Raw genomic sequence first — 22563 nt, 5'->3', positions numbered from 1 at the left:
GGGTCGTCGGGTCAGGGTCCTTCGCCGGCGTCCCCGCCGTCGCCGGGTTCGTCGCCCCCGGGTTCCTCGCCGCCGCCGGTGTCGTCGTCGCCCCCGTCCGGCGGGGGCGTGTCCCCGCCGCCGGGGTCGGTGCCCTCGTCCGGGGAACCGGTATCGGGCGGCGGCGTGGTCTCCGGGTTCTCGGTGGGCGGCGGCTCCTCGGTGACCGGAGCCTCCCCGCCGTTCTCGGGCGGGACGTATCCGCCGTCCCCGCCCTGGCCGGTCCCGGTCGCGTCGTCCTGCGTCTGCTGCTGCGTCTGTTCCTGCGAGGGTTCGGAGGGGGTCGGCGAGGGCGAGCCGTCCCGCTGCTCGTTGCCGACGCTGCGCCCCTCCTGGCCGCCTTCGTTCCAGTAGGCTCCGGCGAACGCCACGCCGACCACCACCGCCACCGCCGCGACCACGGCCGCGATCACCAGCGGGAGGCGGGCGCGCAGGCCGCCGGATCCGCGGGCCACCCTATCCGAGGAGCGTTCCCGGTCCGCGGACCAGGACCCCGTGGCGGTGCGCTGGGCCGACGGGTTCGCCACCACGGTGCGCGTGGGGTCGGTCAGGTCCATGGCGGTGGTGGCGCCCAGCTCCTCGGCGGCGCGGCGCAGCGTCTGCACCGCGCGGGCCACCTCCCCGGCCGACTCGGGCCGGTCCGCGGGGTCCTTGGCCAGCAGCGCCAGCACCAGGTCGGCCAGCGGCGCCGGCAGGTGCGCGGGCAGCGGCGGGGGCGGCTCGCGGGTGTGCGCCAGGGCCAGCGCCAGGGGGCTGTCGGCGGTGAACGGCGGCTGCCCGGCCAGGCACTCGTAGGCCACCACGCCCAGGGCGTAGATGTCCGAGGCGTGCGTGGCGGGGCGGCCGGAGGCCTGCTCGGGGGAGATGTACTGGGCGGTGCCCATCACCATGCCGGTCTGGGTGAGCGTCACCGACTCCTCGCCGCGGGCGATGCCGAAGTCGGTGAGCTTGACCGTGCCGTCGTCGGTGACCAGCAGGTTGCCCGGCTTGATGTCGCGGTGCACCACCCCGCGGGCGTGCGCGGCGGCCAGCGCGGCCGCGGCCTGGGCGACGATGTCCGTCGTGACGCCGGGCTCCAGGCCCTCGTTGCGCTTGAGGATGGAGGAGAGCGGTTCGCCGGGGACCAGCTCCATGATCAGGAACGCCCGGTCGTCCTGCTCGCCGTAGTCGTAGACCTGGGCGATGCCGGGGTGGGACAGCCCGGCGGTGATGCGCGCCTCGGTGCGGAACCGCTCGCGCGAGGTGGGCTCGGCCATCTGCGCCGGGTGCAGCAGCTTGACCGCCACCGGGCGGTTCAGGAGCGTGTCGGTGGCGCGCCAGACCGTGCCCATGCCGCCGGAGCCGATCTGCTCGTCGAGCTGGTAGCGGCCGCTGAGGACGGTGCCCGACAAGCCCGTGGGGTCGTCGGCGGCGCCACCGGGGTCGTTGTCGCTCACTCGTTGATCACAGCTTCCATGATGCCCTTGGCGATGGGGGCGGCGAGGACGCCGCCGCTCTGGCCGCCGTGCTCGACCACGACGGCCACCGCCACCTGGGGGTCGTCTGCGGGCGCGAAGGAGATGAACCAGTTGTGCGTGGGGCCGCTGCCGGTCTCGGCGGTGCCGGTCTTGCCCGCCACCTGCATGCCGGGGATGGCGCCCTGGCTGCCGGAGGCGTCCTCGCCCTCGGTCACCAGGACCATCATGTCCGTGAGGTCGTCGGCGGTCCGGCCGCTGACCGCGGTGGAGAGCTTCTCGGGCGTGTGGCCCTCGATCGTGGACAGGTCGGAGTCCTTGACCGAGTCGACCAGGTAGGGCTTCATGACGTCGCCGTCGTTGGCGACGCCGGCGGCGACCATCGCCATCTGCAGCGGGGTCGCCTCGACGTCGGCCTGCCCGATGCCCGAGCGCCCGAGCAGGTTCCGGTCGGTCTCGTTGGGGTAGTTGCTGCCGAGCACGGGGATCGGGACGTCCATCTCCCCCTGGTTGAACCCGAAGGCGTCGGCCTGCGCGGTCATCTTGTCCGCGCCGAGCTCGATGGCCCAGTTGGCCATCGAGGTGTTGCAGGACTGCTCGATGGAGTGGGCCAGGGGGTCGGGCTGCCCCCCGTTGCACGGCCCGTCCCAGGCGTTGGGCAGCGGGGCGCCGAGGTCGATGCTGGCCGGGGCGTCCATCGTGGAGTCGGGGTCGGCGCCGTTCTCCAGCGCGGCGGCCGCGGTGACCACCTTGAAGGTGGAGCCCGGCGGGTAGCGCTCCTGGAGGGCCCGGTTGAGCACCGGCTTGCGCTCGTCCTCGGTCAGCTCCTCCCACCGGGAGTTCGCCGCCTCGGTCTCGGTGAGGCTGCTCACCCCGTTGGGGTCGTACGTCGGGTTGGAGTACAGGCCCAGGATGGCGCCGGACTCCGGGTCGAGCGCGACCGCCGCGCCGTTCTTGCCCAGCGACTCGAAGCCGTCCATGGCCGCCTGCTGGGCGGCGGGGTCGATGGTCAGCTCCACGCTGGCGCCCTGCGTCTCGGCGCCGGTGATCGTGTCCATGAAGTTGCGCACGGCCAGCCGCTCGTCGCTGCCGTCCAGCAGCGAGTTCTCCGTCTTCTCCACACCCTCGGTGCGGATCGGGAAGGTGCCCACGGCGTGCGCGTAGAGCCCGTTGGCAGGGTAGTGCCGCTGGTACTGGTCGCTGTCCTCGCTCACCGGCTCGGAGTAGGCGACCTCCTCGCTGCCGATCAGCACCGGGCCGCGCGGGTTGGTCAGGACGTCGATGTACTGCCGGGAGTTGAAGGGGTGGTTGCGCAGCGATTCGGCCTGGAACGCCTGGATCCAGGTGACGTTGAGCAGCAGGACGCCGAACAGCGCCATGCTGAAGATCGCGAGCCTGCGGATGGGCGTGTTCATCGTTGGATCACCTGGGTCGCGCCCTCGTCCTGGATGGCCTGCGGGGCGGGCTTGCGGGCGTTGTTGCTCATGCGCATCAGCAGGGCCAGCATGACCCAGCTGGACAGCAGCGCCGATCCGCCCTTGGCGACGAACGGGATGGTCGCACCGGTCATCGGGATGACCCGGGTGACGCCGCCGATGACGACGAACGTCTGGAAGCCGATCAGGAACGAGATGCCCGAGGCGAACATCTTGATGAACAGCTCCTTGGAGGCCAGCGCGATGCGCATGCCCCGCTCCACCAGCAGGGTGAGGGCCAGCAGCATGACCATGACGCCGGTCAGCCCGAGCTCCTCACCGAAGGCGGTGAAGATGAAGTCGTTCTGCACCTCGTAGACGAAGCCGGGCTTGCCGCCGCCGAGGCCGGTGCCGGTCATCCCGCCCTCGGCCATCGCGAACAGGCCGCGAACGAGCTGCTGGCTGTTGCCGGCGGTGTTGCAGAAGGCGTCCGGGTTGGCCAGCGCGGCGTCGGTGCAGTACACCTCCGGGTCGAAGGCGTTGAGCCAGGTCACCATGCGGACCCGGAAGTGGTGCACGAACGGGTAGAGCAGCGCGCACGCCCCGAAGAAGGCGGCCAGGCCGATCACGATCCACGACGACCGGTGCGTGGCCACGTAGATCATCGCCAGGAAGGTGCCGAACAGCATCAGCGAGGTGCCCAGGTCGTTCATCAGGATGACCAGGACGATGATGCAGAAGCCCCACATGACGGCCATCGGCGCCATGTCGCGCATGCGCGGCAGGTCCAGGATCTTGAACCGGCCGACCTTGACCTGCTTGCTGGCGAGCGAGAGCACGTCGCGCTTGCTCACCATGTAGCCGGACAGGAAGATGACCAGCGCGATCTTGGCGAACTCCGAGGGCTGCAGGCTGGTGAAGCCCAGGTTGACCCACTGCCGGGCGCCGTTGACCGTCATGCCGATGCCCGGCAGGAGCGGGAGCAGCAGGAGCACCACGGCGGCGAGCGCCATCAGGTAGGGGTAGCGCTGGAGGGTGCGCGGTTCCTTGAGGAAGAAGATGATGCCGGCGAAGACCGCCATGCTCGCGGCGGTCAGGATGAGCTGGTTCATCGGGCCGGCGCCCTCGATCTCCCCCTGCTCCAGGCGCCACAGCATCGCGATGCCCAGCCCGTTGAGCAGGGTGGCGATGGGCAGCAGGAGCGGGTCGGACCAGGGCGCGAAGAAGCGGATGAACACGTGCGCCAGCAGGGCGAGCCCGCCGAACAGCCCGCCGTAGAGGAACAGCTGGGGCGGCATCTCGCCGTTGCGGGTCAGCCCGGTCTCGATCAGGGCGTACAGGGTCAGGCCGATGGCCAGCAGGGTCATGGCCAGCTCGGCGTTGCGCCGCTTGACCGGCGGGAGCGCGAGGCTGTTCGACGCGGCGCTCACCGGGGCTCTCCGGACGGATCGTCGGAGGTGCGGGTGTTCTCGGCCGAGTCCTCGGAGGAGTCGGCGGCACCGGTGTCCTCACCGCTGCACTCGGGGTCGCTGCCGCACTGGTCGGCGGCGGTGCGCAGCTCCTCGACCTGGGAGTCGGCCTCGCCCCGGTCGGAGAACTCGATGGTGCGCTCGACCGCGCCGCGCTCGGTGGTGGGCAGCGCGTCCAGCGCGATGCCGGTGTCCTCGATCTGCTCGGCGAGCCGGTAGCCGGCCACGTCGGTGTTGATGCCCTGGTACAGGCCGACGGTGCCGCCCTCCTCGGAGACGCCGATGAAGTACCGGCCGTTCAGGTAGGAGGTGCCCAGGTACCAGCCGGCGCCGGCGATCAGGGCGACCACGACCAGGAACGCGGTGACCATGGGCCACCAGCGCCGGGGCCGCGGCGCCTCGTCGTCCTCGTCCCCGGGGGGCGCGTCGGAGCCCATCCCGGGGGGCCGGGTCATCTCGGCGGTGTCCCCGGCCGAGCGGTTCAGGCCCTGGGCCCGGCCGGCGGGGGTGTCCGGCGTCATGGCCGGCTCGCGGCGCTGGTCGGCGGCGCCGACCACGGCCGCGTCCCGGGTGGGGCCGACCGGGTCGGTGGCGCTGTCGATGACGTCGGCGACCACCGCGGTGATGTTGTCCGGGCCGCCGCCGCGGTTGGCCAGGTCGATCAGGCGCCGCGCGGCCGCGTCCGGGCTGCGCTCGGCCTCCAGGGTCTCCTTGATGGTGGCGGCGCTGACCACCCCGGACAGCCCGTCGGAGCAGAGCAGGTAGCGGTCGCCGGGGCGCGCCTCGCTGATCGCGATGTCGGGGTCGACCTGGGAGCGGCCGTCCAGGGCGCGCAGCAGCAGGGAGCGCTGGGGGTGGGTGGCGACCTCCTCCTCGGTGATCTTGCCCTCGTCCACGAGGGTCTGCACCAGGGTGTGGTCGTGGGTGATCTGCCCGAACTCACCGTCGCGCAGCAGGTAGGCGCGGGAGTCGCCGATGTGGATCATGGCCACCCGGGCGCCCGACCACAGCATCGCGGTCAGGGTGGTGCCCATGTTCTCCAGCCGCGGCTCCTCGCGGACACGCTGGGCCAGGGTGGTGTTGGCGGCCTCGACGGCGCGCTGCAGCGCGTCCGTCATGTTCTCGGTGGAGGGGACGTCGTCGTCGAGCGGCATCAGGGCCGAGATCGCCATGGCGCTGGCGATCTCGCCCCCGGCGTGCCCGCCCATCCCGTCGGCGACCGCGAGCAGGTACGGCCCGGCGTAGCCGGAGTCTTCGTTGCCTTCGCGGAGGCACCCTACGTCGGAGTACGCCGCGTAGCGGAGAGCGATTGTCATTTGCGCAGTTCCAGGACCGTTTTGCCGATGCGGATGGGTTGCCCCACCGAGACGGGCTGGGGGCGGGTCAGCCTCTGCTGGCCGAGGTAGGTTCCGTTCGTCGAGCCCATGTCCTCGACGAACCAGCGGCCGTTCTCGGAGTAGATCCGCGCGTGCCGGCCGGAGGCGTAGTCGTCGTTGATGACGAGGGTGGCGTCCTTGGCGCGGCCGATGAGGATCGGGTGGGGGCCGAGGGGGAGGGAGTTGCCGGCCAACGGGCCCTTGGTGACCACGAGGGAGCGCGGCTCGTTGCGGCGCCCGCGCGGGGCCTTGGGGGCGGCGGGGCGCCGGGGGGCGCTCGTGGCGTCCTGGCCGGAGGGGGAGGATCGGGAGCGCCGTTTGGACTTGGCGGGGGCGCCGAGCAGGTCGGTGCGGATGACGCCGACCGCCATGAAGACGAACAGCCAAAGCCCCGCCAGGTAGGCGATCTTGATCAGCATGAGGGTCAAGTCGGACATCGAACTGCTCTTCAGCCCCTGTCGTGCTCTGGCGGGCGGCGCCGGCGCCGCCGCGTTCTCTCGGCCCGAACCCTAGGAGATCGTGTCGGAAAAACCCAACGGACCGGAAGCTCCTGGTCGGTTCCCTCTCTTCTGCTCTCCATGGTCTCGGCCGCCCGGCCTCCGTCGGCGGGCTCCGCTCCCGTACAGACGCGGCGGGAGCGCGTTCGGTTCGCTCTTTTTCCCGGGAACCGGCTCTGCCGCCGGGGCGGGTGCGGCCTCTGGTCGCGGCCTAGTCGCGGCGGAAGGTCATGGTGGTGCGGCCCAGGCTGATGCGGGTGCCGTCGACCAGCCCGACCCGGCGCACCTGCTGGCCGTTGACGAAGGTGCCGTTGGTGGAGCCGAGGTCGACCAGCACGGCCTCGTCGTCCTCCAGGCGGATCTCGGCGTGGTGCCGGGAGACCCCGTTGTCCACCAGCCGCAGGTCGCAGTCGGTCCCCCGGCCCAGCAGGGTGACCGGAGTGGTGAGCTCGAAGGACTGCTGCATGCCCTGGCCGGCGGTGCTGCCCTCGGCGGTGGCGCCCCCGGGGGAGATGAGCAGGCGGGGCTTGCCGGGGGCGGACTCGGCGCCGCGCGGCGCGTCGCCCACGGGCCGGCGGATCTCGCCGCTCTCCACGGTGGAGCCGCGCACCACGCCGGAGCGGATGCGGAAGCGGCCCGTCTGCAGCTCGGCGTCGGAGGAGAAGTGGACGCGCACCGGTCCGACGAAGGAGTAGCCCTGTTCGGTGGCGTAGTCCCGGGCGAGCTTGGCCAGCTCCTGGCCGATGCTGTCGGCCATGGCCTCCATCTGCTCGCTGTCGGCGGCGGAGAGCTCGACGATGAAGTCGTTGGGGACCAGGGTGCGCCCCTGGGCGACGATGGCCGCCCGTTCGTCCATCTCACGCTGCACCGCGCTGGCGATCTCGACGGGCTCGAGCTTGGACTTGAAGGCCCGCGCGAAGGTGCCTTCGATCATGCCTTCAAGGCGCCGCTCGAAGCGTTGGAGCACTCCCACGAGGTACCTCCCTTACTCCACTCCGGTCTAGAACGATCGTAACCGGGTAACCGCGTCCACTGTTTCACGTGCATCGGCCGTACCGCTTCCGGAGGGGGTCGGGGGGCCGGCGGAAAACGTGTGCGGACCGGTCCCGGAACCGTGCTAGCCTTATTCATGTCGCCAGGCGGACGGCGCCGGGAACACCGGAAAGCCCGAGCACCGGCCACTGGAGACACCTTATGTATATGTCACTCGGGCGGGTGGCGGAACGGTAGACGCGCACGGTTCAGGTCCGTGTGTCCGAAAGGACGTGAGGGTTCAAATCCCTCCTCGCCCACAGACGGAGGGCCCCGTCCCCGGATCGGATCCGGGGACGGGGCCCTTTCTCGTGTCCGGGGCCGGTGATCACAGGGGGATCAGGGGGCGAGCACCGCCCCCATGTCCTCGTAGCGGTCGATCTCGCAACCGCCGGACTTGTCGAACTCGGTGGAGACCTCGGTCTCCCCCACGTGGCCGCTCACCTCGGCCACTTCCGGCCCGCCCATCTGGAAGGTGCAGGCCTGGTCCTCGGGGACCTCCTCGAACCCTTCGGCCCCCACCTCCTCCAGGTCGGCGCAGGCCGCCTCGGGGTCGGGGTGGTCGCCTCCGGCGGGACCGCAGGTGAGGGTCCAGCTCTTGGGGTCGGTGTCGCCCTCGGCGGGCGGGTCGTCGGCGTAGGTGATCTCGATGGACAGCTCGGTCGTCGGGGCGCTTGGGGTGTCGGGGCCGTCTTCCGGCGCGGTGACCGTGGTCCCTCCGCACGCGGCCGCCGTGCCGAGCACGGCGGCGAGCGCGCCTGAGCGGACCAGCGCGGCCGCGAGGGTGTGCGTGCGCATACCCTTTGGACGCGGGGCGCTACGGAGCGGTTCCATCCGTTCGGTTCGTTTCGGGCCCGTGCGGAGCCCCCGACCAACCGACGTCGTGATGAGGGGTAGCCCCAGGTGTTCGAGCAGAGTGTTCCCGTGGTCGAGGTCGGCACCGTCCCCGAGGACGGGTACGTGCTGGACGTGCGGGAGCAGGACGAGTGGCGGGCCGGGCACGCGCCCCAGGCGGTGCACATTCCGCTGCACGACCTCGCCCAGCGCGCCGGGGAGGTGCCCCGGGACCGCCAGGTGTACGTGGTGTGCCGGGTCGGCGGCCGCTCCGCCCAGGCGGTGCAGGCGCTCAACGAGGCCGGCTGGAAGACCGCCAACGTCGCCGGGGGCATGCAGGCCTGGGCGCTGGCGGGCCGCCCGATGGAGGCCGAGGGCGGGGCCGAGCCCCGGGTCGCCTGACCCGCGTGATCCGCGGGCCGCGCGGTGGCACTATGGCCGGGTGATCCCCGATGGCCTGGAGCTCAGCGCCGACGCGGTCCTGGCGTCCTGCCCGGACGCGATGGTCGCCGTGGACGCGCGGCTGCGCGTGGCGGCGTGGAACCCCGCGGCCGAACGTCTCTTCGGGTGGTCGGCCGCCGAGACGCTGGGCCGGCCGGCCCCGATGGTGCCCTCCGAACTGCTCGCCGAGGAGCACGCGGTGCTGGAGCGGGCGCGCGCCGGGGGGCCGGTCTCCATCCTGACCCGGCGGCTGCGGCGCGACGGCACCGCGGTGGACGTGCGGGTCGACACCGGCCCGCTGCACGGCGCGGACGGTGCGCGCGCCGGCTGGCTGCAGGTCTTCCGCCGCGACGGCGACCACGGGGAGCTGCGCTCGCACGCGGCCGAGCGGGCCCGGCTGGTGCGGCGGCTGACCGACGTGGCCGCCGACATCAACGCCGACCTGGACCTGGGCGCGGTGCTGGACCGGATCGCCCGCAGCCTGGCCGAGCTGACCGGCGCCGACGCCGGGGGGTTCGCGCTGATCGAGGGCGACCGGCTGCGCCTGGTCAGCCTGAGCGGCCTGTCGGAGCACCTGAAGGGCTACACCGCCCCGCTGGAGTCGAGCCTGTTCGGGGAGCTGCTGCGCAGCGGCCGGTCGGTGCTGCTGGCCACCGACGACAACGGCAGCCTCGACGACCTGATCTGGGCCGACCTGGACGGGCTGCACACCATCGCGCTGGGGGTGTCCTCGGTGCAGGGCCGGCCCTACGGTGCGCTCTACGCCCTGTACAGCGGGCGCAGGGTCGGCCACGTGGAGCTGGAACTGCTGGAGCTGCTGGCCGCGCACGCCGGGGTGGCCCTGGGCAACGCCATGGCCTACCAGGAGATGGTGCGTCGCCGGGCCAAGGAGCACGCGGTGGTGGAGTCCAGCGCCGACGGCATCGCGGTGCTGGACGGCCGGGGCCGGGTGCGCAAGTGGAACCGGGCCGCCGCCGAGCTCACCGGGGTCGCTCCGGCGCGTGCGGCGGGGCGCCCGCCGCCGTTCCCGCTCCCCGAGGGCGAGGGCGAGTCGGTGCGGCACCGCCTTCCGGGGGGACGGTGGGTGGAGATCCTGGTGACCGGGATCGGCGGTACCGAGGAGCGGGTGGTCGACTTCCGGGACATCACCCAGGCCAAGGAGCTGGAAGAGGAGAAGGACCTCTTCATGGCCACGGCCGGGCACGAGCTGCGCACCCCGGTCACCGTGGTCCAGGGGTTCGCCGGGACGCTGGTGCAGCGCTGGGAGCAGCTGGACGACGCGGCCCGCAAGGACGCGGTGCGCACCATCGCCGAGCGCTCCTCGGTGCTGGCGCGGCTGGTGGAGAACCTGCTGCTGGGCGCGGCGGCCGAGGGCGACCTGCGGGTCGGGGCCGAGGAGTTCGACCTGCGCCGGCTGCTGGACGAGGCCGCCGGGGCCTTCTCCTCTTTCTCCGCGCGCCACACGCTCCGCCTCGAGGCGCCCGACCGGCTGCCGGCGGCGCTCGGCGACCCGGTGGCCACCGACGTGATCGTGGGGCAGCTGCTGGAGAACGCGTTCAAGTACTCCCCCGACGGCGGCAGCGTGCGGATGGTGGCCCGGGCCGACGGCGGCCTCCTGGTGGTGGACGTCGAGGACGAGGGGGTGGGCATCGCCCCCGGCGACGAGGAGCGCATCTTCGGGCGCTTCGTACAGGGCGATGCGGGGGACCGTCGGCGTTTCGGCGGGATCGGCCTGGGTCTGTACATCGTGCGCCGGCTGGCGCGCGCGCAGGGCGGGGACGTCACCGCGGATTCGCGCCCTATTGGGGCGCGGATGAGACTCACATTACATTCGGCGTCCTCGCGGGACGGGGCGGCGGACGACAGTGCCGGAGAGGGCGGGGTTTCGGTCCGAACCGCATCGCGGCCGGAGTCGGACGCGGGCCCGGACCAGGGGCGCTGAGTGTTTCCCTCCCCGGTGAACGGGGCATTTCGGCCCTGGCGGGCTTCAAAGCCGATGCTTTGCCGATAACCGGCGAAAGATGTACCGAGTTCTTCGGGAGACGGGGCGCGTGATGGACGGCTGCTGTGCCGCCGGTGAGCGGGGCGAGGTACGGGAGGACGACATGGCGAAGGCGGTGATCGTTCCCTATGCGCCGTCGAGCGTCACCAGCGCGCGGCAGCGGCTCTGTGCCGAGCTGGAGGACGGCGGCCTGGAGGCCCCGTGCGTCAACGACGCCGCCCTGGTGCTCAGCGAGCTGCTCAGCAACGCCCTGAGGCACGCCTCCCCGCTGCCTCCGCCTTTCCCTCCCGACTCCGTGCAGGTGGGCTGGGAGGTGGCGGACGCCCCTGCGGGCGGGGTCCGCCTGGAGATCCGGGTGTGCGACGGCGGCGCGCCCACGCTGCCCCGGATCGCCCGCCCCTCCCCCTCCGCGCTCGGAGGCCGGGGGCTGGGCATCGTGGAGCAGCTCGCGCGCCGCTGGGGGACCGAGGTCGACGGGGCGGTCACCACGGTGTGGGCCGTCCTGGAGCTGGGCGCCGGGCGGGACGGCGAGGCCTCGGCGCTCGTCTCCTCCCGGACGCGCGTGATGTCCGGCTGAGACGGGGCCGAATCCCGTATCGGGCGATCCCGGGCCTTCGGCCCCGGATGGACGTCAAGTGGCGAAACACCGGTCACCAGGTGGCCAGGTCCGCGCCGTGCCGCTACAGTCACGACTGTGGAGTTGAAGATATCGAGTCAGTCTCACGCGGATTGCGCGGTGGTAACCGTCCGCGGTGAGGTCGACCTGTACACGGCACCGCAGCTGCACAGCGCGCTCGTCGACGCGCTCGACGACGGGGCCCACCGGCTCGTCGTGGACATGTCCGGGGTGGAGTTCTGCGACTCCACGGGCATGAACGTGCTGCTGTCGGGCATGAAGCGCTCCCGGGAGAAGGGCGGCGACCTGGAGCTGGCCGCCCCGCGGCCGGCGGTGACCAAGATCCTCGAGGTCACGGGTCTGGACGGGGTCTTCACCGTCATCGACTCCACCGACGGACTCCCCCTGGCGCCCTCTTCCGCGCACAACTGACCGCTCACCTTTTCGGAGGGGCACCGATGGGCAGTGCTCCGCATGGGCCGGGGGTCGCGGCCGTGATCGCCGCCAAGGACGAGGCCGACCGCATCGGCGCCACCGTGCGCGCGGTGCGCGGACTCCCCGGCGTGGACCTGGTCGTGGTCGTGGACGACGGATCGGCCGACGCGACCGCCGAGGCGGCGCTGGCGGCCGGCGCGCGGGTGCTGCGGCACTCCCGCAACCGGGGCAAGGGCGCGGCCATGGAGAGCGGCGCCGAAGGGGTGCGGCTGCTCGAGGCCGGCACCGCCGAGGGGGCGCCCCGCCACCGCCACCTGCTCTTCCTCGACGCCGACCTGGGCGCCACCGCCTCCGGGGCCGTCCCGCTGATCGGGCCGGTCGAGCGCGGCGAGGCCGACATGGCCGTCGCCCTGTTCCCCGCCACCCGGATGCGGCTGGGCGGCCACGGCTTCGTGGTGCGGCTGGCCCGGGACGGCATCCGCCGGGCCACCGGCTGGGAGCCCGAGCAGCCGCTGAACGGGCAGCGCTGCCTGACCCGCGCCGCCTTCGAGTCCGCGCTGCCGCTGGCGCACGGGTTCGGGGTGGAGACCGGGCTGACCATCGACGTGCTCCACGCCGGCCTGCGGGTGGTGGAGGTGGAGGTGCCGCTGGAGCACCGGGCCACCGGCACCGACCTGCGGGCCCAGGTGCACCGGGCCCGGCAGTTCACCGACGTGGCGCGGGCGCTGGCCGCCCGGGAGCTGGCCCCGGCGCTGGCCCGGAGGCTGCGCCGCACCGGCCGGGAGGCGTCGGCGACCATAAGGTCCGTTTCGCGAAAAATCCAGCAAAGTCGCCGTAGAGATTACGAGTAGTCATGCTCCATGAGCGTGCCGTGGCGGTACGCTCGCAGCGTGTTGACTTCGCTCCTCGCCGCGATCGGCGTACTGGCGGGCCTGGGCGGGCTGGCGGTCGGCGGGTACGCGCTCTGGCGCACCCGCAGGGCCGCCGACGACTGCCGCGACCTGGTGCACCGCCTGCTTCCCGAAGGCAGCGGCGTCGACGTCCGGGCGATCCGGGACGTCGGCGTGGTCCGCTACGACGCGCTGGAGGAGATGTCCGGCGCCCGGTCCTTCTCCCTCGCGCTGCTCAACGCGGCCGGCGACGGCATCGTCGTCACCTCGATCAACGGGCGCACCGAGTCGCGCACCTACGCCAAGGCGGTGCGCGGCGGGGACGCCGCCGAAGAGCTCTCGCCCGAGGAGTACCGGGCGATCCGCACCGCCCGACTGGGCCGGCACCCGGAGGCCGGCGGCGCCTTCCCGGCGCCCGAGGACTCCGGCGCCGTCCGCACCCTGGTCCCCGGCGCGCGCCCCGCGGGGCCGCCGCGGTCCCGGGGGTAACCTGCGAGTCATGCCGAACCGCTACGCCTACCTCGGCCCCGAGGGCACCTTCACCGAAGCCGCCCTGCGGGCGCTGCGGCCCGACGCCGCCGACGCCGCCCTGCTCCCCTGCGCGGGGGTGGACGCGGTCTTCGGCGCGGTGCGCCGCGGCGAGGCCGACGCCGGGGTGGTGCCCCTGGAGAACTCGGTGGAGGGCGGGGTGCCCACCACCATGGCCGAGCTGATCAACGGCGACCCCCTGCTGATCACCGCCGAGGTGGCGGTCCCGGTGGAGTTCACCCTGTTCGGCCGCCCGGGCGCGGCGGTCGGCGACGTCAAGCGGGTGGCCACCCACCCGCACGCGCTGGCCCAGTGCCGCCGCTGGCTGGCGGCGCACCTGCCGGACGCCGAGGCGCACACCGTCTCCTCTACCGCCGCAGCGGCGCAGTCGGTCGCCGAGCCCGGCTCGCCCTACGACGCGGCCATCTGCGCCCGCATCGCCGGCGAGCGCTACGGGCTGGCCGCCCTGGCCGCGGGCATCGGCGACCGGGCCGAGGCGGCCACCCGCTTCGTGCAGCTGTCCCGCCCCGGGCCGCCGCCCCCGCCGACCGGTGCCGACCGCACCTCGCTGGTCGCGTTCCTGTCCGACGACCACGCCGGCGCGCTGGCCGAGCTGCTCGACCAGTTCGCGGTGCGCGGGGTCAACCTGACCCGGCTGGAGTCCCGCCCCACCGGCGACGGGCTGGGCCGGTACTGCTTCTGCGTGGACGCCGACGGGCACGTCGCCGACGCGGCGGTCGGCGAGGCGCTGATGGGCCTGCGCCGCATCTGCACCGACGTGCGCTTCCTGGGCAGCTACCCGCGCGCGGACGAGTCCGCCGACCTGACGCCGTTCCTGCCGGCCCGCACCACCGAGGCCGACTTCCAGGAGGCGGCGCGGTGGCTGGAGGACATCCGCGCGGGCCGGGTCTGAAGAGACGGCGCCCCGGCCCGCGCGCCCGCGGTCAGGCCTGCGGCCCCACCGCGCGATCGGTGTGCATCGCGCGCATCAGCTCGGCGCGCACGGCGGCCTCCAGGGCCTCGTCGTCGGGCGCCACGGAGTCGAGCTGCTCCAGCGCGGCCAGGAGCTCGGCGGCGGTCATGGCGCCGAGGGGCTTCATCGGCCAGGTCAGGGTCATCGGGTCCCTCCTCCTCTACCGGCGGGGCGGTCCGGACCCGCCGTCACCGGTAGAGACCCGGCTACCCGCGGCCTATGACGCGGATTCGGGGATTTTTTCCGCGCCGAGCATCGCGGCGCAGGCGGCGACCCCCTCGGCATGCGCCTCGACCCGGCGGTGGGACTGCCACGCCGCCCGGTCGAGCACGAACCGCTCCTCGGTGCGGGCGGTGCCCCGCACGGCGACGCGGTCCGCCCCGTCGGACCGGTAGCCCAGCCGCTCGGTGATCCTGCGCGATGCGGCGCCGCCGTCCAGGACGGCGGTGCGCGCCGTCCGGGCGCCCAGGCCGGCGAAGGCCAGGTGGAGCACGGCCGCGCGCATCTCGGTGCCCAGCCCCCGGCCCTGGTGGGGCAGGCCCAGCCAGGAGCCGGTGGAGACCTCCCGCACCACGGCGAAGTCCGTGGCGGCGATCTCCTGGATGCCCACGGGGGACCCGTCCGCGAAGACGGTCAGCTGCAGTCTCCAGTCCTCGGGGCGCCACTCGGCCTGCGCCTTCCAGAAGTAGGTGAGGACGCTGCGGGCGCGCTCGGCCGGCGGGGCGTCGGTCCACGGTGTGCGGAAGGGCATGCGCTCCGGATCGTGCACGCCTCCGGCCGCCACCGAGGCGAGCGCGTCCAGCTCCTCCAGGTCCGGAAGGCGCAGTTCCAGCCGGGGCGTGGTGATCCGCAGGCCGTACAGGGGCCAGTTCGCCAGGTCCATCGCATGATCGTCGCACCGTCGGCGGACGGCGCGGCCGCCGGGGCGGTACCCTGCACACGTGATCGACCTCCGTGCTCTCCGAGACGACCCTGACCGCCTCCGCGCCTCGCAGCGGGCCCGCGGCGAAGACGACGCCGTCGTCGACCGCCTGCTGGAGCTGGACTCGGCCCGCCGATCGGCCCTGTCCCGCTTCGAGTCCCTGCGGGCCGAGCAGAAGAGCGTGGGCAAGTCGGTCTCCAAGGCCGCGCCCGAGGAGCGCGAGGAGCTGCTCGCCAAGGCCAAGGGCCTGGCCGCGGACGTCAAGGAGGCCGACGCCGAGGCCGGGCGCCTGGCCGGGGAGCTCGACCGGGTGCTGGCCGGGGTCCCCAACATCGTGGAGGAGGGCGCGCCCGCGGGCGGCGTCGACGACTTCGTGGTGATGGAGGAGTCCGGAACCCCCCGCGAGTTCGACTTCACCCCCCGCGACCACCTGGAGCTGGGCGAGATGCTCGGCGCCATCGACACCGAGCGCGGCGCCAAGGTGTCGGGCGCGCGCTTCTACTTCCTCACCGGCCCCGGCGCCCGCCTGGAGCTGGGGCTGCTCAACATGGCCCTGCAGCGGGCCATCGCGGGCGGCTTCACCCCGATGGTGCCGCCGGTGCTGGTCAAGCCCGAGACCATGGAGGGCACCGGCTTCCTGGGGGAGCACTCCGACGAGGTGTACCACCTCGCGGCCGACGACCAGTACCTGGTGGGCACCTCCGAGGTGCCGCTGGCCGGGTACCACGCCGGGGAGATCCTGGAGTCGGGGTCCTTCCCGCTGCGCTACGCCGGGTGGTCCTCCTGCTTCCGCCGCGAGGCCGGCTCCTACGGCAAGGACACCCGCGGCATCATCCGGGTGCACCAGTTCAACAAGGTCGAGATGTTCGTCTACACCCGGCCCGAGGACGCCCACGAGGAGCACCTGCGGCTGCTCGCCCGGGAGCGGGAGATGCTCGACCTGCTGGAGCTGCCCTACCGGGTGGTGGACATCGCCGGCGCCGACCTGGGCACCAGCGCGGCGCGCAAGTACGACTGCGAGGCGTGGATCCCCACCCAGGGGCGCTACCGGGAGCTGACCTCCACCTCCAACTGCACCGAGTTCCAGGCCCGGCGGCTCGACGTCCGCTACCGGGACGAGGACGGCAGGCCGCGGTTCGCCGCCACCCTCAACGGGACGCTGGCCACCACCCGGTGGATCGTGGCGATCCTGGAGAACCACCAGCGCGCCGACGGGTCGGTCGTGGTGCCGGAGGCGCTGCGCCCCTACGTCGGCCTGGACGTGCTGGAGCCCGTGAAGGGCTGAGCGCCGGGGTGCGCACAGCACACGCGGCACACGGCGGGCAGGAGAGGGGCCGGTCCCGCGGGACCGGCCCCTCTCGTCGTGCCTCCGTGCGCCTGGGTGCGCCTACAGGTAGGGACCCGATCCCGGGTTGGGCCCCTGCGCCTCCTGGCCGTGCGGCAGCGCCTTGCGCATGTTCTCCAGCTGGGCCCGGGCCGCCATCTGCTGGGCGAACAGGGTCGTCTGGATGCCGTGGAACAGGCCCTCCAGCCAGCCGACGAGCTGCGCCTGGGCGATGCGCAGCTCGGGCTCGCTCGGGGTGTTGCCGTCGGTGAAGGGCAGCGTCAGCCGCTCCAGCTCCTCCACCAGCTCCGGCGCCAGGCCGTCCTCCAGCTCCTTGACCGAGTTGGCGTGGATCTCCCGGAGGCGGTTGCGGCTGGCCTCGTCCAGCGGGGCGGCCTTCACCTCTTCGAGGAGCTGGCGGATCATGCTGCCGATGCGCATGACCTTGGCGGGCTGCTCCACCATCTCACTGAGCGGGCGCTGCTCCCCGCCCTCGCCGGACTCCGCCCCCTCGGCGCCGTCCTGGCCGCCTGCGCCGCCGGGCCCCACGATCAGCACCTGCGGCTGCTCCTCTTCGCTGAATCCGTTGTTCATCGCAAACCCTCACTCGCGGATGGTCGTACGCGGGGTGTGTCCCCCCGGGGCCGGTGTCAGGCGGTGCCCCGGTGGTCGGCGGTGAGCACGATCTTGCCGACGTGGGCGCCGGACTCCATGATGCGGTGCGCCTCCGCCGCCTGGGGCAGCGGCAGGGTCCGGTCGACGATCGGCCGCACGGCGCCCTCCTCGACGAGCGGCCAGACGTGCTCGGCCACGCCCGCGACGATACCCGCCTTCTCCTCCACGGGGCGGGAGCGCAGCGTGGTCGCGTGCACCGACTGGCGCTTGACCAGCATCCGCCCCAGGTCCAGTTCGGCCTTGCGGCCGCCCATCAGGCCGATGACCACCAGGCGGCCGCCCACGTTCAGCGACCGCAGGTTGGGGTCGAGGTAGGAGGCGCCCATGATGTCGAGCACGACGTCGGCGCCCGCGCCGCCGGTCTCCTCCTTGACGCGGGCCGGGAAGTCCTCGGTGCGGTAGTCGATGACGGCGTCGGCGCCCAGCTCGCGGCAGCGCTCGGCCTTCTCCGGGCCGCCGACGGTGGTGACCACCCGGGCGCCCCGGGCGCGGGCCAGCTGGATCGCGAAGGTGCCGATGCCGCTTCCGCCGCCGTGGACCAGCAGGGTCTCGCCGGCGGCCAGTCCGCCCACCATGAACACGTTGGACCACACGGTCGCCGCGGCCTCGGGGAGCGCCGCGGCCTCCGCGAGGCCGATCCCCCGGGGCACGCGCAGCAGCTGGCCGGCGGGGACGGCCACCCGCTCGGCGTAGCCGCCGCCGGCGAGCAGGGCGCAGACCGGGTCGCCGACGCCGTGGCCCGTGCCCTCGGTGCCGGGGCCCAGGGCGGCGATGTGCCCGGAGCACTCCAGGCCGGGGTAGACGGGGGCGCCGGGGGGCGGCGGGTAGCTGCCCTGGCGCTGGTTGACGTCGGCCCGGTTGACCGCGCTCGCCGCGACGTCGACGAGGACCTCGCCCGGACCGGGGACCGGGTCGGGGACCTCGTTCCAGGACAGGACGTCGGGGGAGCCGGGCTCACTGATCTCGATCGCGCGCATGCAAGGAAAGCTACCCACCCCGGACGGGTGGTGGACAGCGCGGCGGAGCGTGATCTTCCGGCCTTCCGCAGGCCGCGCCCGCAGGGCGTCCGCCCGCGGGGATCCGGGCGGGGCGGGGGCGCGTCGAAGGGGGAGGGGGCCGAGACGGTGCGAACCACGGCTGCGGCAACCCCTGTCGTACAGGGGGAGGCGAGTGCGGATCGGGGCGCGCGCCGTGCCGCTGCCGCTGGGTTTTATCTTTGTTGACTGAGGTGAGAAAACCGACGACGCTGGGTGTCCGAATCGTCCGCTTCCTCTGACCCCCCGCGGGTCTCGGCCCCGGCGCTGCACATTCACGCCCCCTGAAACGCGTTTTGAGGAGAACCTCCGTGGCACAGAGAGATCACGACGGTCCGGAGCCCCGCACTCCGCGTCCGCCGGAGGACGGGCGTGACCATGGGGCGGGCGCCGTGCCGGGGGACGACGTCGACGGCCACGGCTGGTCGCCCGAGGAGGGGACCGGCCAGTGGTTCGGCGACGGGGGGATGCTCCCTCCCCCGCCGTACGCCCTCGACGGGGGCGCGCCGCCGCCCCCGCCCTACGCCGTTCCCAGCGGCGCGGGCCCCGAGGCGCCCGCGCCCGTGTACCCCGAGCCCGCGCCCGAACCGCCCGCCGACCCGGCCCCCGAACCCGCGGCCGGAGCGCCCGCCCCGCAGCAGCCCTGGGCCCCCCACCCCCAGGGAGCTCCGCAGCCGCAGCCCGTGCAGGAGGCGCAGGACGCGCAGGGCGAACCGGAGGAGGCGGTCGCGGCGCAGGAGCCCGCTCCGCAGTCGGGGCCGCCGTCGGGGCCGCAGGCCGGGCCGCCCCCCGGGCCGGACTCCGCACCCGGCGATCGCGCACCGTTCAACGGCGGCGCCCCGGGGCCGCACCAGGCGCCGCAGAGCCCGTACACACAGCCGGTGCCGCCGAACGCGCCCCCGCACGCACCACCGAACGCGCCGAACAACCCGCGGCAGACCCCGCCTCCCGGGCCGCCGAGCAACGCGCCGCACGGTGCGCCGCCGCAGCGCCCCACCGCCCCGCCCGGTCCGCCCCAGGGCCCGCAGCAGAGCGCGCCGCAGGGCGCGCAGCGACCCGCCCCCCGGCCGGGCCCCCAGCAGGGGCCGCACCCGCAGGCACCGCAGGGGGCGCAGCCGCCGCGGCCGCCCCAGGGGCCGCACGCAGCGCCGCCGCAGGGGCCTCCGGGCGGGCGCCCGCCGCAGGGGCCGCCCGGCCCCCCGCGTCCGCCGTACGGCCCGCCGCAGGGCGGCCCCGCCCAGCAGGGGCGCCCGCCCGCGCAGCCGCCCCACGGGCCGCACGGGCAGCAGCGGCCGCCGATGCCTCCTGGGCCCCAGCAGGGCCAGGGGGCGCCGCAGGGACCGCACGGGCAGCAAGGGCCCCAGGGGCAGGTGCCGCAGCACCCGCACCCACAGGCGCCCCAGCACCCCCAGGCGCCCCAGCCGCCCCAGGCCCCGCAGGCGCAGGCCGCTCCGACGGCCCCGCCCGCGCAGGCCGCTCCGCCCGCGCCCGACGGCGCCGCGGGCACCGGAGCCGTGCCCGCGTTCGATAGGCGCGGCGGGGACGAGGTTCCCGAACCGGAGCAGCTTCCCCCACTCGCCGCGTCCGCCCCCGGTCCGGCAGAAGGCGCGGAAGGGGCGGAAACCGGTGTGCCCGGTTCCGAGACGGACGGGCCCGAGCGGACCGGGGAGACGCCCGTGGCGGACGCCGCCCCCGAGGAGGCGGTGGCCGAGGAGGCGGAGGCGCCGCTCCCGGACCTGCCCGACGCGGCGCCGCTGCCCGACGACGACGGCGGCGAGCCCGAGACGACCGTGCGGTTCGAACCGGACGCCTCGGGCGCTCCGGATGCCACGGCCTCCGCGGCTTCTCCGGGCGTCCCGGAGCGGCCGGTGGACGAGCAGTGGAGCGAATTCCCGTCCGCCGCCCAGTCCGGCCAGGCGCCCCAGGACTCGCGTGAGGGGACGCCCCCCGAGGCGTGGGCCGACGACGCGGCCGACAGGACCGTGGCCTCCGACCCCGGTCTGGTGGCCGCCCCTGGGCGGGAGGACGCGGTCGACGAGGTCGCCGGACCGGCTCCGGAAGGGGCGTTCGGGACGGGGCCTCAGTCGGCCCATGCCCAGGAACCGGGTGCCCCGTCCGTCGTCGAAGGCGTTCAGGAACAGTACGGTCAGCCGCAGCCCTGGGACGCCCAAGGGCGTCCGGCGGAGGACGCCTATGGAACCGGGCCGCAGGCGCCGGTTCACGGTGACGGTGTCGCCCAGGGGGCGGAAGGGGCGTACGGGCAGTATCAGCCGCCCGTGGACGCCTATGGGACCGGTCCTCAGGCGCCTGTGCAGGGGGAGGCGTCGTATGGCGCTGTCCCCGACGGGGCTCAGCAGTGGGAGCAGGGTTTCGGAGCCGCTCCCGAAACGGCGGTCGGCCAGGAACCGCAGGCTTATGGGTGGGGCCCTGAGCAGGGGCAGCCGCCCGTGGGCGCCTACGGGACGGGCCCTCAGGCGCCTGTGCAGGGTGAGGCGTCGTATGGCGGTGCTGGCGAGGGGGTGTACGGGCAGGATGATCCGTACGCTCCGGCCGGTGCCTACGGCACCGGCCCCCAGCCGCCTGTGCAGGGGGAGGCGCCTTACGGTGCTGCCCCCGACGGGGCCCAGCAGTGGGAGCAGGCGTATCCCCAGGAGCAGGCGTACGGTCAGGCGCCCGTCGCCGGCCAGGAGCAGCCTGGGCAATGGGCGCCCCGACAGCCGTACGCGCCCGGCTATGGAGCGGCAGGCCAAGGCGGCCAGGCTCCCGCCTGGGGAGCCGAGCAGGGCCAGCCGTATGCCGGTGCTTATGGCACCGGGCCCCAGCAGGCGGCGCACCAGCAGCCTGGCCAGTGGGAGGCTCAGGCCGACCCGTACGCTCCTGCGGAGCAGGGATATCCCGCCGCCGGTGCTTATGGCACCGGGCCCCAGCAGGCGGCGCACCAGCAGCCTGGCCAGTGGGAGGCTCAGGCCGACCCGTACGCTCCTGCGGAGCAGGGGTACCCCGCCGCCGGTGCTTATGGCACCGGGCCTCAGCCCGTGCAGGACCACACCCAGCAGGGGCAGTGGGGCGCGCCTGCGCAGCAGGGTCCTCCCGCGTCGCCGTACGGCCCCTACACCGGGGCCCAGCAGCCCTACCAGCAGCCGCAGCAGGGTTACGCCGCCTACCCCGAGGTCGCGGGGCAGCAGCAGGCGGGGAGCGCCGAGGAACTCGACGCGGCCTCGCTGGTGCGCGGCGGGCCTCCCAGGCGCAAGCCCGGGAGGGGGTGGCGCCGCGCCGTGCACGCCGCCTCCTTCGGCCTGGTCAACCCGGGGGAGTCCGCGGACGAGAAGCGCCGCAACGAACTGGTGGCCCGCGCGCGTACGCACGTGGCCGGCGGCCACCACCGGGTGGCGGTACTCAGTCTGAAGGGCGGTGTCGGCAAGACGACCACGACCGTGGCGCTCGGGTCGATGCTCGCTTCGCTGCGCGGGGACCGCATCCTGGCGGTCGACGCCAACCCCGACCGGGGCACGCTCTCGGACAAGGTGCGCCTGGAGACCGCGGCCACCATCCGGGACCTGCTCAACGAGCGGCACACCATCACCCGGTACGCCGACATCCGCGGGTTCACCTCCCAGGCGCTGAGCCGGCTGGAGATCCTGGCCTCCGACCGCGACCCCGCGGTCTCCGAGGCCTTCAGCGAGAACGACTACCGCGAGGTCTCCCGCCTGCTGGAGCACTACTACTCCATCTGCATCACCGACTGCGGCACCGGTCTGCTGCACTCGGCGATGCGGGGCGTGCTGGGCCTGGCCGACCAGGTGGTCCTGGTCAGCTCGCCGTCCGTGGACGGGGCCCGCAGCGCCAGCGCCACCCTGGACTGGCTGGAGGCGCACGAGTACGGCTACCTGGTGCGCGGCGCCGTGGTCGTGCTGTCGATGGTGCGCACGAGCGGGAAGAGCAGCGTCGACCTGGACCGGTTGGAGCAGCACTTCGCCAGCCGCTGCCGGGCCGTGGTGCGGGTGCCCTGGGACCCCCACCTGGAGGAGGGCGCCGAGGTCGACCTGGACCGGTTGGCTCCGGGCACCCGTGACTCCTACCTGCGGCTCGGCGCCACGGTCGGCGAGGCCTTCGCCTGGCCCCGCTGACCGCCGGACCGCACGCCGCCCGGGCCGCCCGAACGATCAGGCGCCCGGGCGGCGTCGTCTTGTCACCCGGTCGGGGTCATCTGCGGGTCTGCCGCCCGCAGGGGCCGGTTCCCCGGCTCCACCCCCATCGCGAGGGGCCGCCGCCCCGTGGTCCTGCCCCTGTCGCAAGGGCGGCCCCCCGGTTCCCGGGGGCCAGAGGGCGGACTCCACGGGCTTGGAGAAGGACAGCGGCAAGACAGGTGAGACGAGGTGGGCCGTTCCCCGGGCCTGGTTGTCGACCGCAGGCATCTCGCAATCGGGGTGGGTGAAGCAGCAGCGACGACGAAGGCCGGCGGCCCGCACGGTAGCGCTGTCGGGCGGCGGGCCTCTCGCGGTCCGGGAACAGCGGCGACGACGGGACGGCTGGTTCCCCGCTCCGGGCTGCCTGCCGGGCGCCGGGGCCCTTCGGTGCAGGGGAGGGGCCGCGACGACGAGGATGGG

20 protein-coding genes and 1 tRNA gene are annotated in these 22563 nt (G+C 74.1%); 10 read left to right on the top strand and 11 right to left on the bottom strand.

Annotated elements, in window-relative coordinates:
• Positions 1 to 11: 11 nt before the first annotated feature.
• From C892_RS0106055 to C892_RS0106030, 6 genes are all read right to left on the bottom strand, one after another.
• A complete protein-coding gene (locus C892_RS0106055) occupies positions 12 to 1475 on the bottom strand; it encodes a serine/threonine-protein kinase (RefSeq protein WP_026124163.1) in 1464 nt (487 codons plus the stop codon).
• Entirely contained in the window at positions 1472 to 2908 is a 1437-nt protein-coding gene (locus C892_RS0106050; protein ID WP_017556489.1) for a peptidoglycan D,D-transpeptidase FtsI family protein, read from the bottom strand. The genes C892_RS0106055 and C892_RS0106050 overlap by 4 nt, the downstream gene beginning before the upstream one ends.
• Positions 2905 to 4338: an FtsW/RodA/SpoVE family cell cycle protein gene (locus tag C892_RS0106045; RefSeq protein WP_017556488.1), complete on the bottom strand. Its 1434-nt coding sequence runs from the start codon at positions 4336 to 4338 to the stop codon at positions 2905 to 2907. Before C892_RS0106045 ends, C892_RS0106050 begins: the two co-directional genes overlap by 4 nt.
• Positions 4335 to 5693 carry a Stp1/IreP family PP2C-type Ser/Thr phosphatase gene (locus C892_RS0106040; RefSeq protein ID WP_017556487.1) on the bottom strand — a complete coding sequence of 453 codons (1359 nt, stop codon included), beginning with the start codon at positions 5691 to 5693 and terminating at the stop codon, positions 4335 to 4337. The genes C892_RS0106045 and C892_RS0106040 overlap by 4 nt, the downstream gene beginning before the upstream one ends.
• The gene (locus C892_RS0106035; RefSeq protein ID WP_017539862.1) at positions 5690 to 6190 is read right to left on the bottom strand and encodes an FHA domain-containing protein FhaB/FipA; all 501 of its coding nucleotides are present in this window, start codon (positions 6188 to 6190) and stop codon (positions 5690 to 5692) included. The genes C892_RS0106040 and C892_RS0106035 overlap by 4 nt, the downstream gene beginning before the upstream one ends.
• A 271-nt stretch (positions 6191 to 6461) precedes the next feature.
• Positions 6462 to 7223 carry an FHA domain-containing protein gene (locus C892_RS0106030; protein WP_449406514.1) on the bottom strand — a complete coding sequence of 254 codons (762 nt, stop codon included), beginning with the start codon at positions 7221 to 7223 and terminating at the stop codon, positions 6462 to 6464.
• A 236-nt stretch (positions 7224 to 7459) separates the two neighbouring features.
• Here C892_RS0106030 and C892_RS0106025 point away from each other — a divergent pair.
• A tRNA-Leu gene (locus C892_RS0106025) sits at positions 7460 to 7542 on the top strand.
• A 79-nt stretch (positions 7543 to 7621) separates the two neighbouring features.
• Here C892_RS0106025 and C892_RS0106020 read toward each other — a convergent pair.
• Positions 7622 to 8080, bottom strand: coding sequence for an SSI family serine proteinase inhibitor (locus C892_RS0106020; protein ID WP_017556485.1), 459 nt, complete (start codon positions 8078 to 8080; stop codon positions 7622 to 7624).
• A gap of 105 nt (positions 8081 to 8185) precedes the next feature.
• Between C892_RS0106020 and C892_RS0106015 the strand changes: the two genes are divergently transcribed.
• The 7 genes from C892_RS0106015 (at position 8186) to pheA (ending at position 13941) form a co-directional block, all read left to right on the top strand.
• Entirely contained in the window at positions 8186 to 8518 is a 333-nt protein-coding gene (locus C892_RS0106015; RefSeq protein WP_017556484.1) for a rhodanese-like domain-containing protein, read from the top strand.
• Positions 8519 to 8558: 40 nt separating this feature from the next.
• Positions 8559 to 10499 carry a PAS domain S-box protein gene (locus C892_RS0106010; protein WP_017556483.1) on the top strand — a complete coding sequence of 647 codons (1941 nt, stop codon included), beginning with the start codon at positions 8559 to 8561 and terminating at the stop codon, positions 10497 to 10499.
• 79 nt (positions 10500 to 10578) lie between these two features.
• Positions 10579 to 11136, top strand: a complete 558-nt coding sequence (locus C892_RS0106005) for an ATP-binding protein (RefSeq protein WP_239647272.1) — start codon at positions 10579 to 10581, stop codon at positions 11134 to 11136.
• A gap of 117 nt (positions 11137 to 11253) precedes the next feature.
• Complete coding sequence (locus tag C892_RS0106000) at positions 11254 to 11607, top strand: STAS domain-containing protein (RefSeq protein ID WP_193374741.1); 354 nt, start codon at positions 11254 to 11256, stop codon at positions 11605 to 11607.
• A 26-nt stretch (positions 11608 to 11633) separates the two neighbouring features.
• A complete protein-coding gene (locus tag C892_RS0105995; protein WP_026124161.1) occupies positions 11634 to 12461 on the top strand; it encodes a glycosyltransferase in 828 nt (275 codons plus the stop codon).
• A gap of 39 nt (positions 12462 to 12500) precedes the next feature.
• Positions 12501 to 12989: a DUF4446 family protein gene (locus tag C892_RS0105990; RefSeq protein ID WP_239647271.1), complete on the top strand. Its 489-nt coding sequence runs from the start codon at positions 12501 to 12503 to the stop codon at positions 12987 to 12989.
• A 10-nt stretch (positions 12990 to 12999) separates the two neighbouring features.
• The gene (gene pheA / locus C892_RS0105985; RefSeq protein ID WP_017556481.1) at positions 13000 to 13941 is read left to right on the top strand and encodes a prephenate dehydratase; all 942 of its coding nucleotides are present in this window, start codon (positions 13000 to 13002) and stop codon (positions 13939 to 13941) included.
• Positions 13942 to 13972: 31 nt separating this feature from the next.
• On the opposite strand, the gene C892_RS31730 is transcribed toward pheA, so the two are convergent.
• Together C892_RS31730 and C892_RS0105975 are read right to left on the bottom strand one after the other, a co-directional pair.
• The gene (locus tag C892_RS31730; RefSeq protein ID WP_017556480.1) at positions 13973 to 14146 is read right to left on the bottom strand and encodes a hypothetical protein; all 174 of its coding nucleotides are present in this window, start codon (positions 14144 to 14146) and stop codon (positions 13973 to 13975) included.
• 72 nt (positions 14147 to 14218) lie between these two features.
• Positions 14219 to 14884: a GNAT family N-acetyltransferase gene (locus C892_RS0105975; RefSeq protein WP_017556479.1), complete on the bottom strand. Its 666-nt coding sequence runs from the start codon at positions 14882 to 14884 to the stop codon at positions 14219 to 14221.
• Positions 14885 to 14942: 58 nt separating this feature from the next.
• On the opposite strand from C892_RS0105975, the gene serS reads away from it, so the two are divergent.
• The gene (gene serS, locus C892_RS0105970) at positions 14943 to 16208 is read left to right on the top strand and encodes a serine--tRNA ligase (protein ID WP_017556478.1); all 1266 of its coding nucleotides are present in this window, start codon (positions 14943 to 14945) and stop codon (positions 16206 to 16208) included.
• A 102-nt stretch (positions 16209 to 16310) separates the two neighbouring features.
• Here serS and C892_RS0105965 read toward each other — a convergent pair whose 3' ends face one another.
• Together C892_RS0105965 and C892_RS0105960 are read right to left on the bottom strand one after the other, a co-directional pair.
• Positions 16311 to 16841, bottom strand: a complete 531-nt coding sequence (locus C892_RS0105965) for a bacterial proteasome activator family protein (RefSeq protein WP_017556477.1) — start codon at positions 16839 to 16841, stop codon at positions 16311 to 16313.
• Positions 16842 to 16897: 56 nt separating this feature from the next.
• Positions 16898 to 17899, bottom strand: coding sequence for an NAD(P)H-quinone oxidoreductase (locus C892_RS0105960; protein ID WP_017556476.1), 1002 nt, complete (start codon positions 17897 to 17899; stop codon positions 16898 to 16900).
• A gap of 1685 nt (positions 17900 to 19584) precedes the next feature.
• Between C892_RS0105960 and C892_RS32775 the strand changes: the two genes are divergently transcribed.
• Complete coding sequence (locus C892_RS32775) at positions 19585 to 22083, top strand: AAA family ATPase (RefSeq protein WP_017556475.1); 2499 nt, start codon at positions 19585 to 19587, stop codon at positions 22081 to 22083.
• Positions 22084 to 22563 lie beyond the last annotated feature (480 nt).

This window comes from Nocardiopsis baichengensis YIM 90130, assembly GCF_000341205.1.
Taxonomy (GTDB): domain Bacteria; phylum Actinomycetota; class Actinomycetes; order Streptosporangiales; family Streptosporangiaceae; genus Nocardiopsis_A; species Nocardiopsis_A halophila.
The sequence above is the reverse complement of the archived record's forward strand: the minus strand, read 5'-3'. Positions and strand labels throughout refer to the sequence as shown.

Bases quoted from the DNA above. Each gene is read 5' to 3' on its own strand.
- C892_RS0105960 (WP_017556476.1), bottom strand. From the start codon at position 17,899: ATGCGCGCGATCGAGATCAGTGAGCCCGGCTCCCCCGACGTCCTGTCC.
- pheA (WP_017556481.1), top strand. From the start codon at position 13,000: ATGCCGAACCGCTACGCCTACCTCGGCCCCGAGGGCACCTTCACCGAA.
- C892_RS0106050 (WP_017556489.1), bottom strand. From the start codon at position 2,908: ATGAACACGCCCATCCGCAGGCTCGCGATCTTCAGCATGGCGCTGTTC.
- C892_RS0105965 (WP_017556477.1), bottom strand. From the start codon at position 16,841: ATGAACAACGGATTCAGCGAAGAGGAGCAGCCGCAGGTGCTGATCGTG.
- C892_RS31730 (WP_017556480.1), bottom strand. From the start codon at position 14,146: ATGACCCTGACCTGGCCGATGAAGCCCCTCGGCGCCATGACCGCCGCC.
- C892_RS0106005 (WP_239647272.1), top strand. From the start codon at position 10,579: ATGTACCGAGTTCTTCGGGAGACGGGGCGCGTGATGGACGGCTGCTGT.
- C892_RS0106035 (WP_017539862.1), bottom strand. From the start codon at position 6,190: ATGTCCGACTTGACCCTCATGCTGATCAAGATCGCCTACCTGGCGGGG.
- C892_RS0106020 (WP_017556485.1), bottom strand. From the start codon at position 8,080: ATGCGCACGCACACCCTCGCGGCCGCGCTGGTCCGCTCAGGCGCGCTC.
- C892_RS0105975 (WP_017556479.1), bottom strand. From the start codon at position 14,884: ATGGACCTGGCGAACTGGCCCCTGTACGGCCTGCGGATCACCACGCCC.
- C892_RS0105995 (WP_026124161.1), top strand. From the start codon at position 11,634: ATGGGCAGTGCTCCGCATGGGCCGGGGGTCGCGGCCGTGATCGCCGCC.
- C892_RS0106040 (WP_017556487.1), bottom strand. From the start codon at position 5,693: ATGACAATCGCTCTCCGCTACGCGGCGTACTCCGACGTAGGGTGCCTC.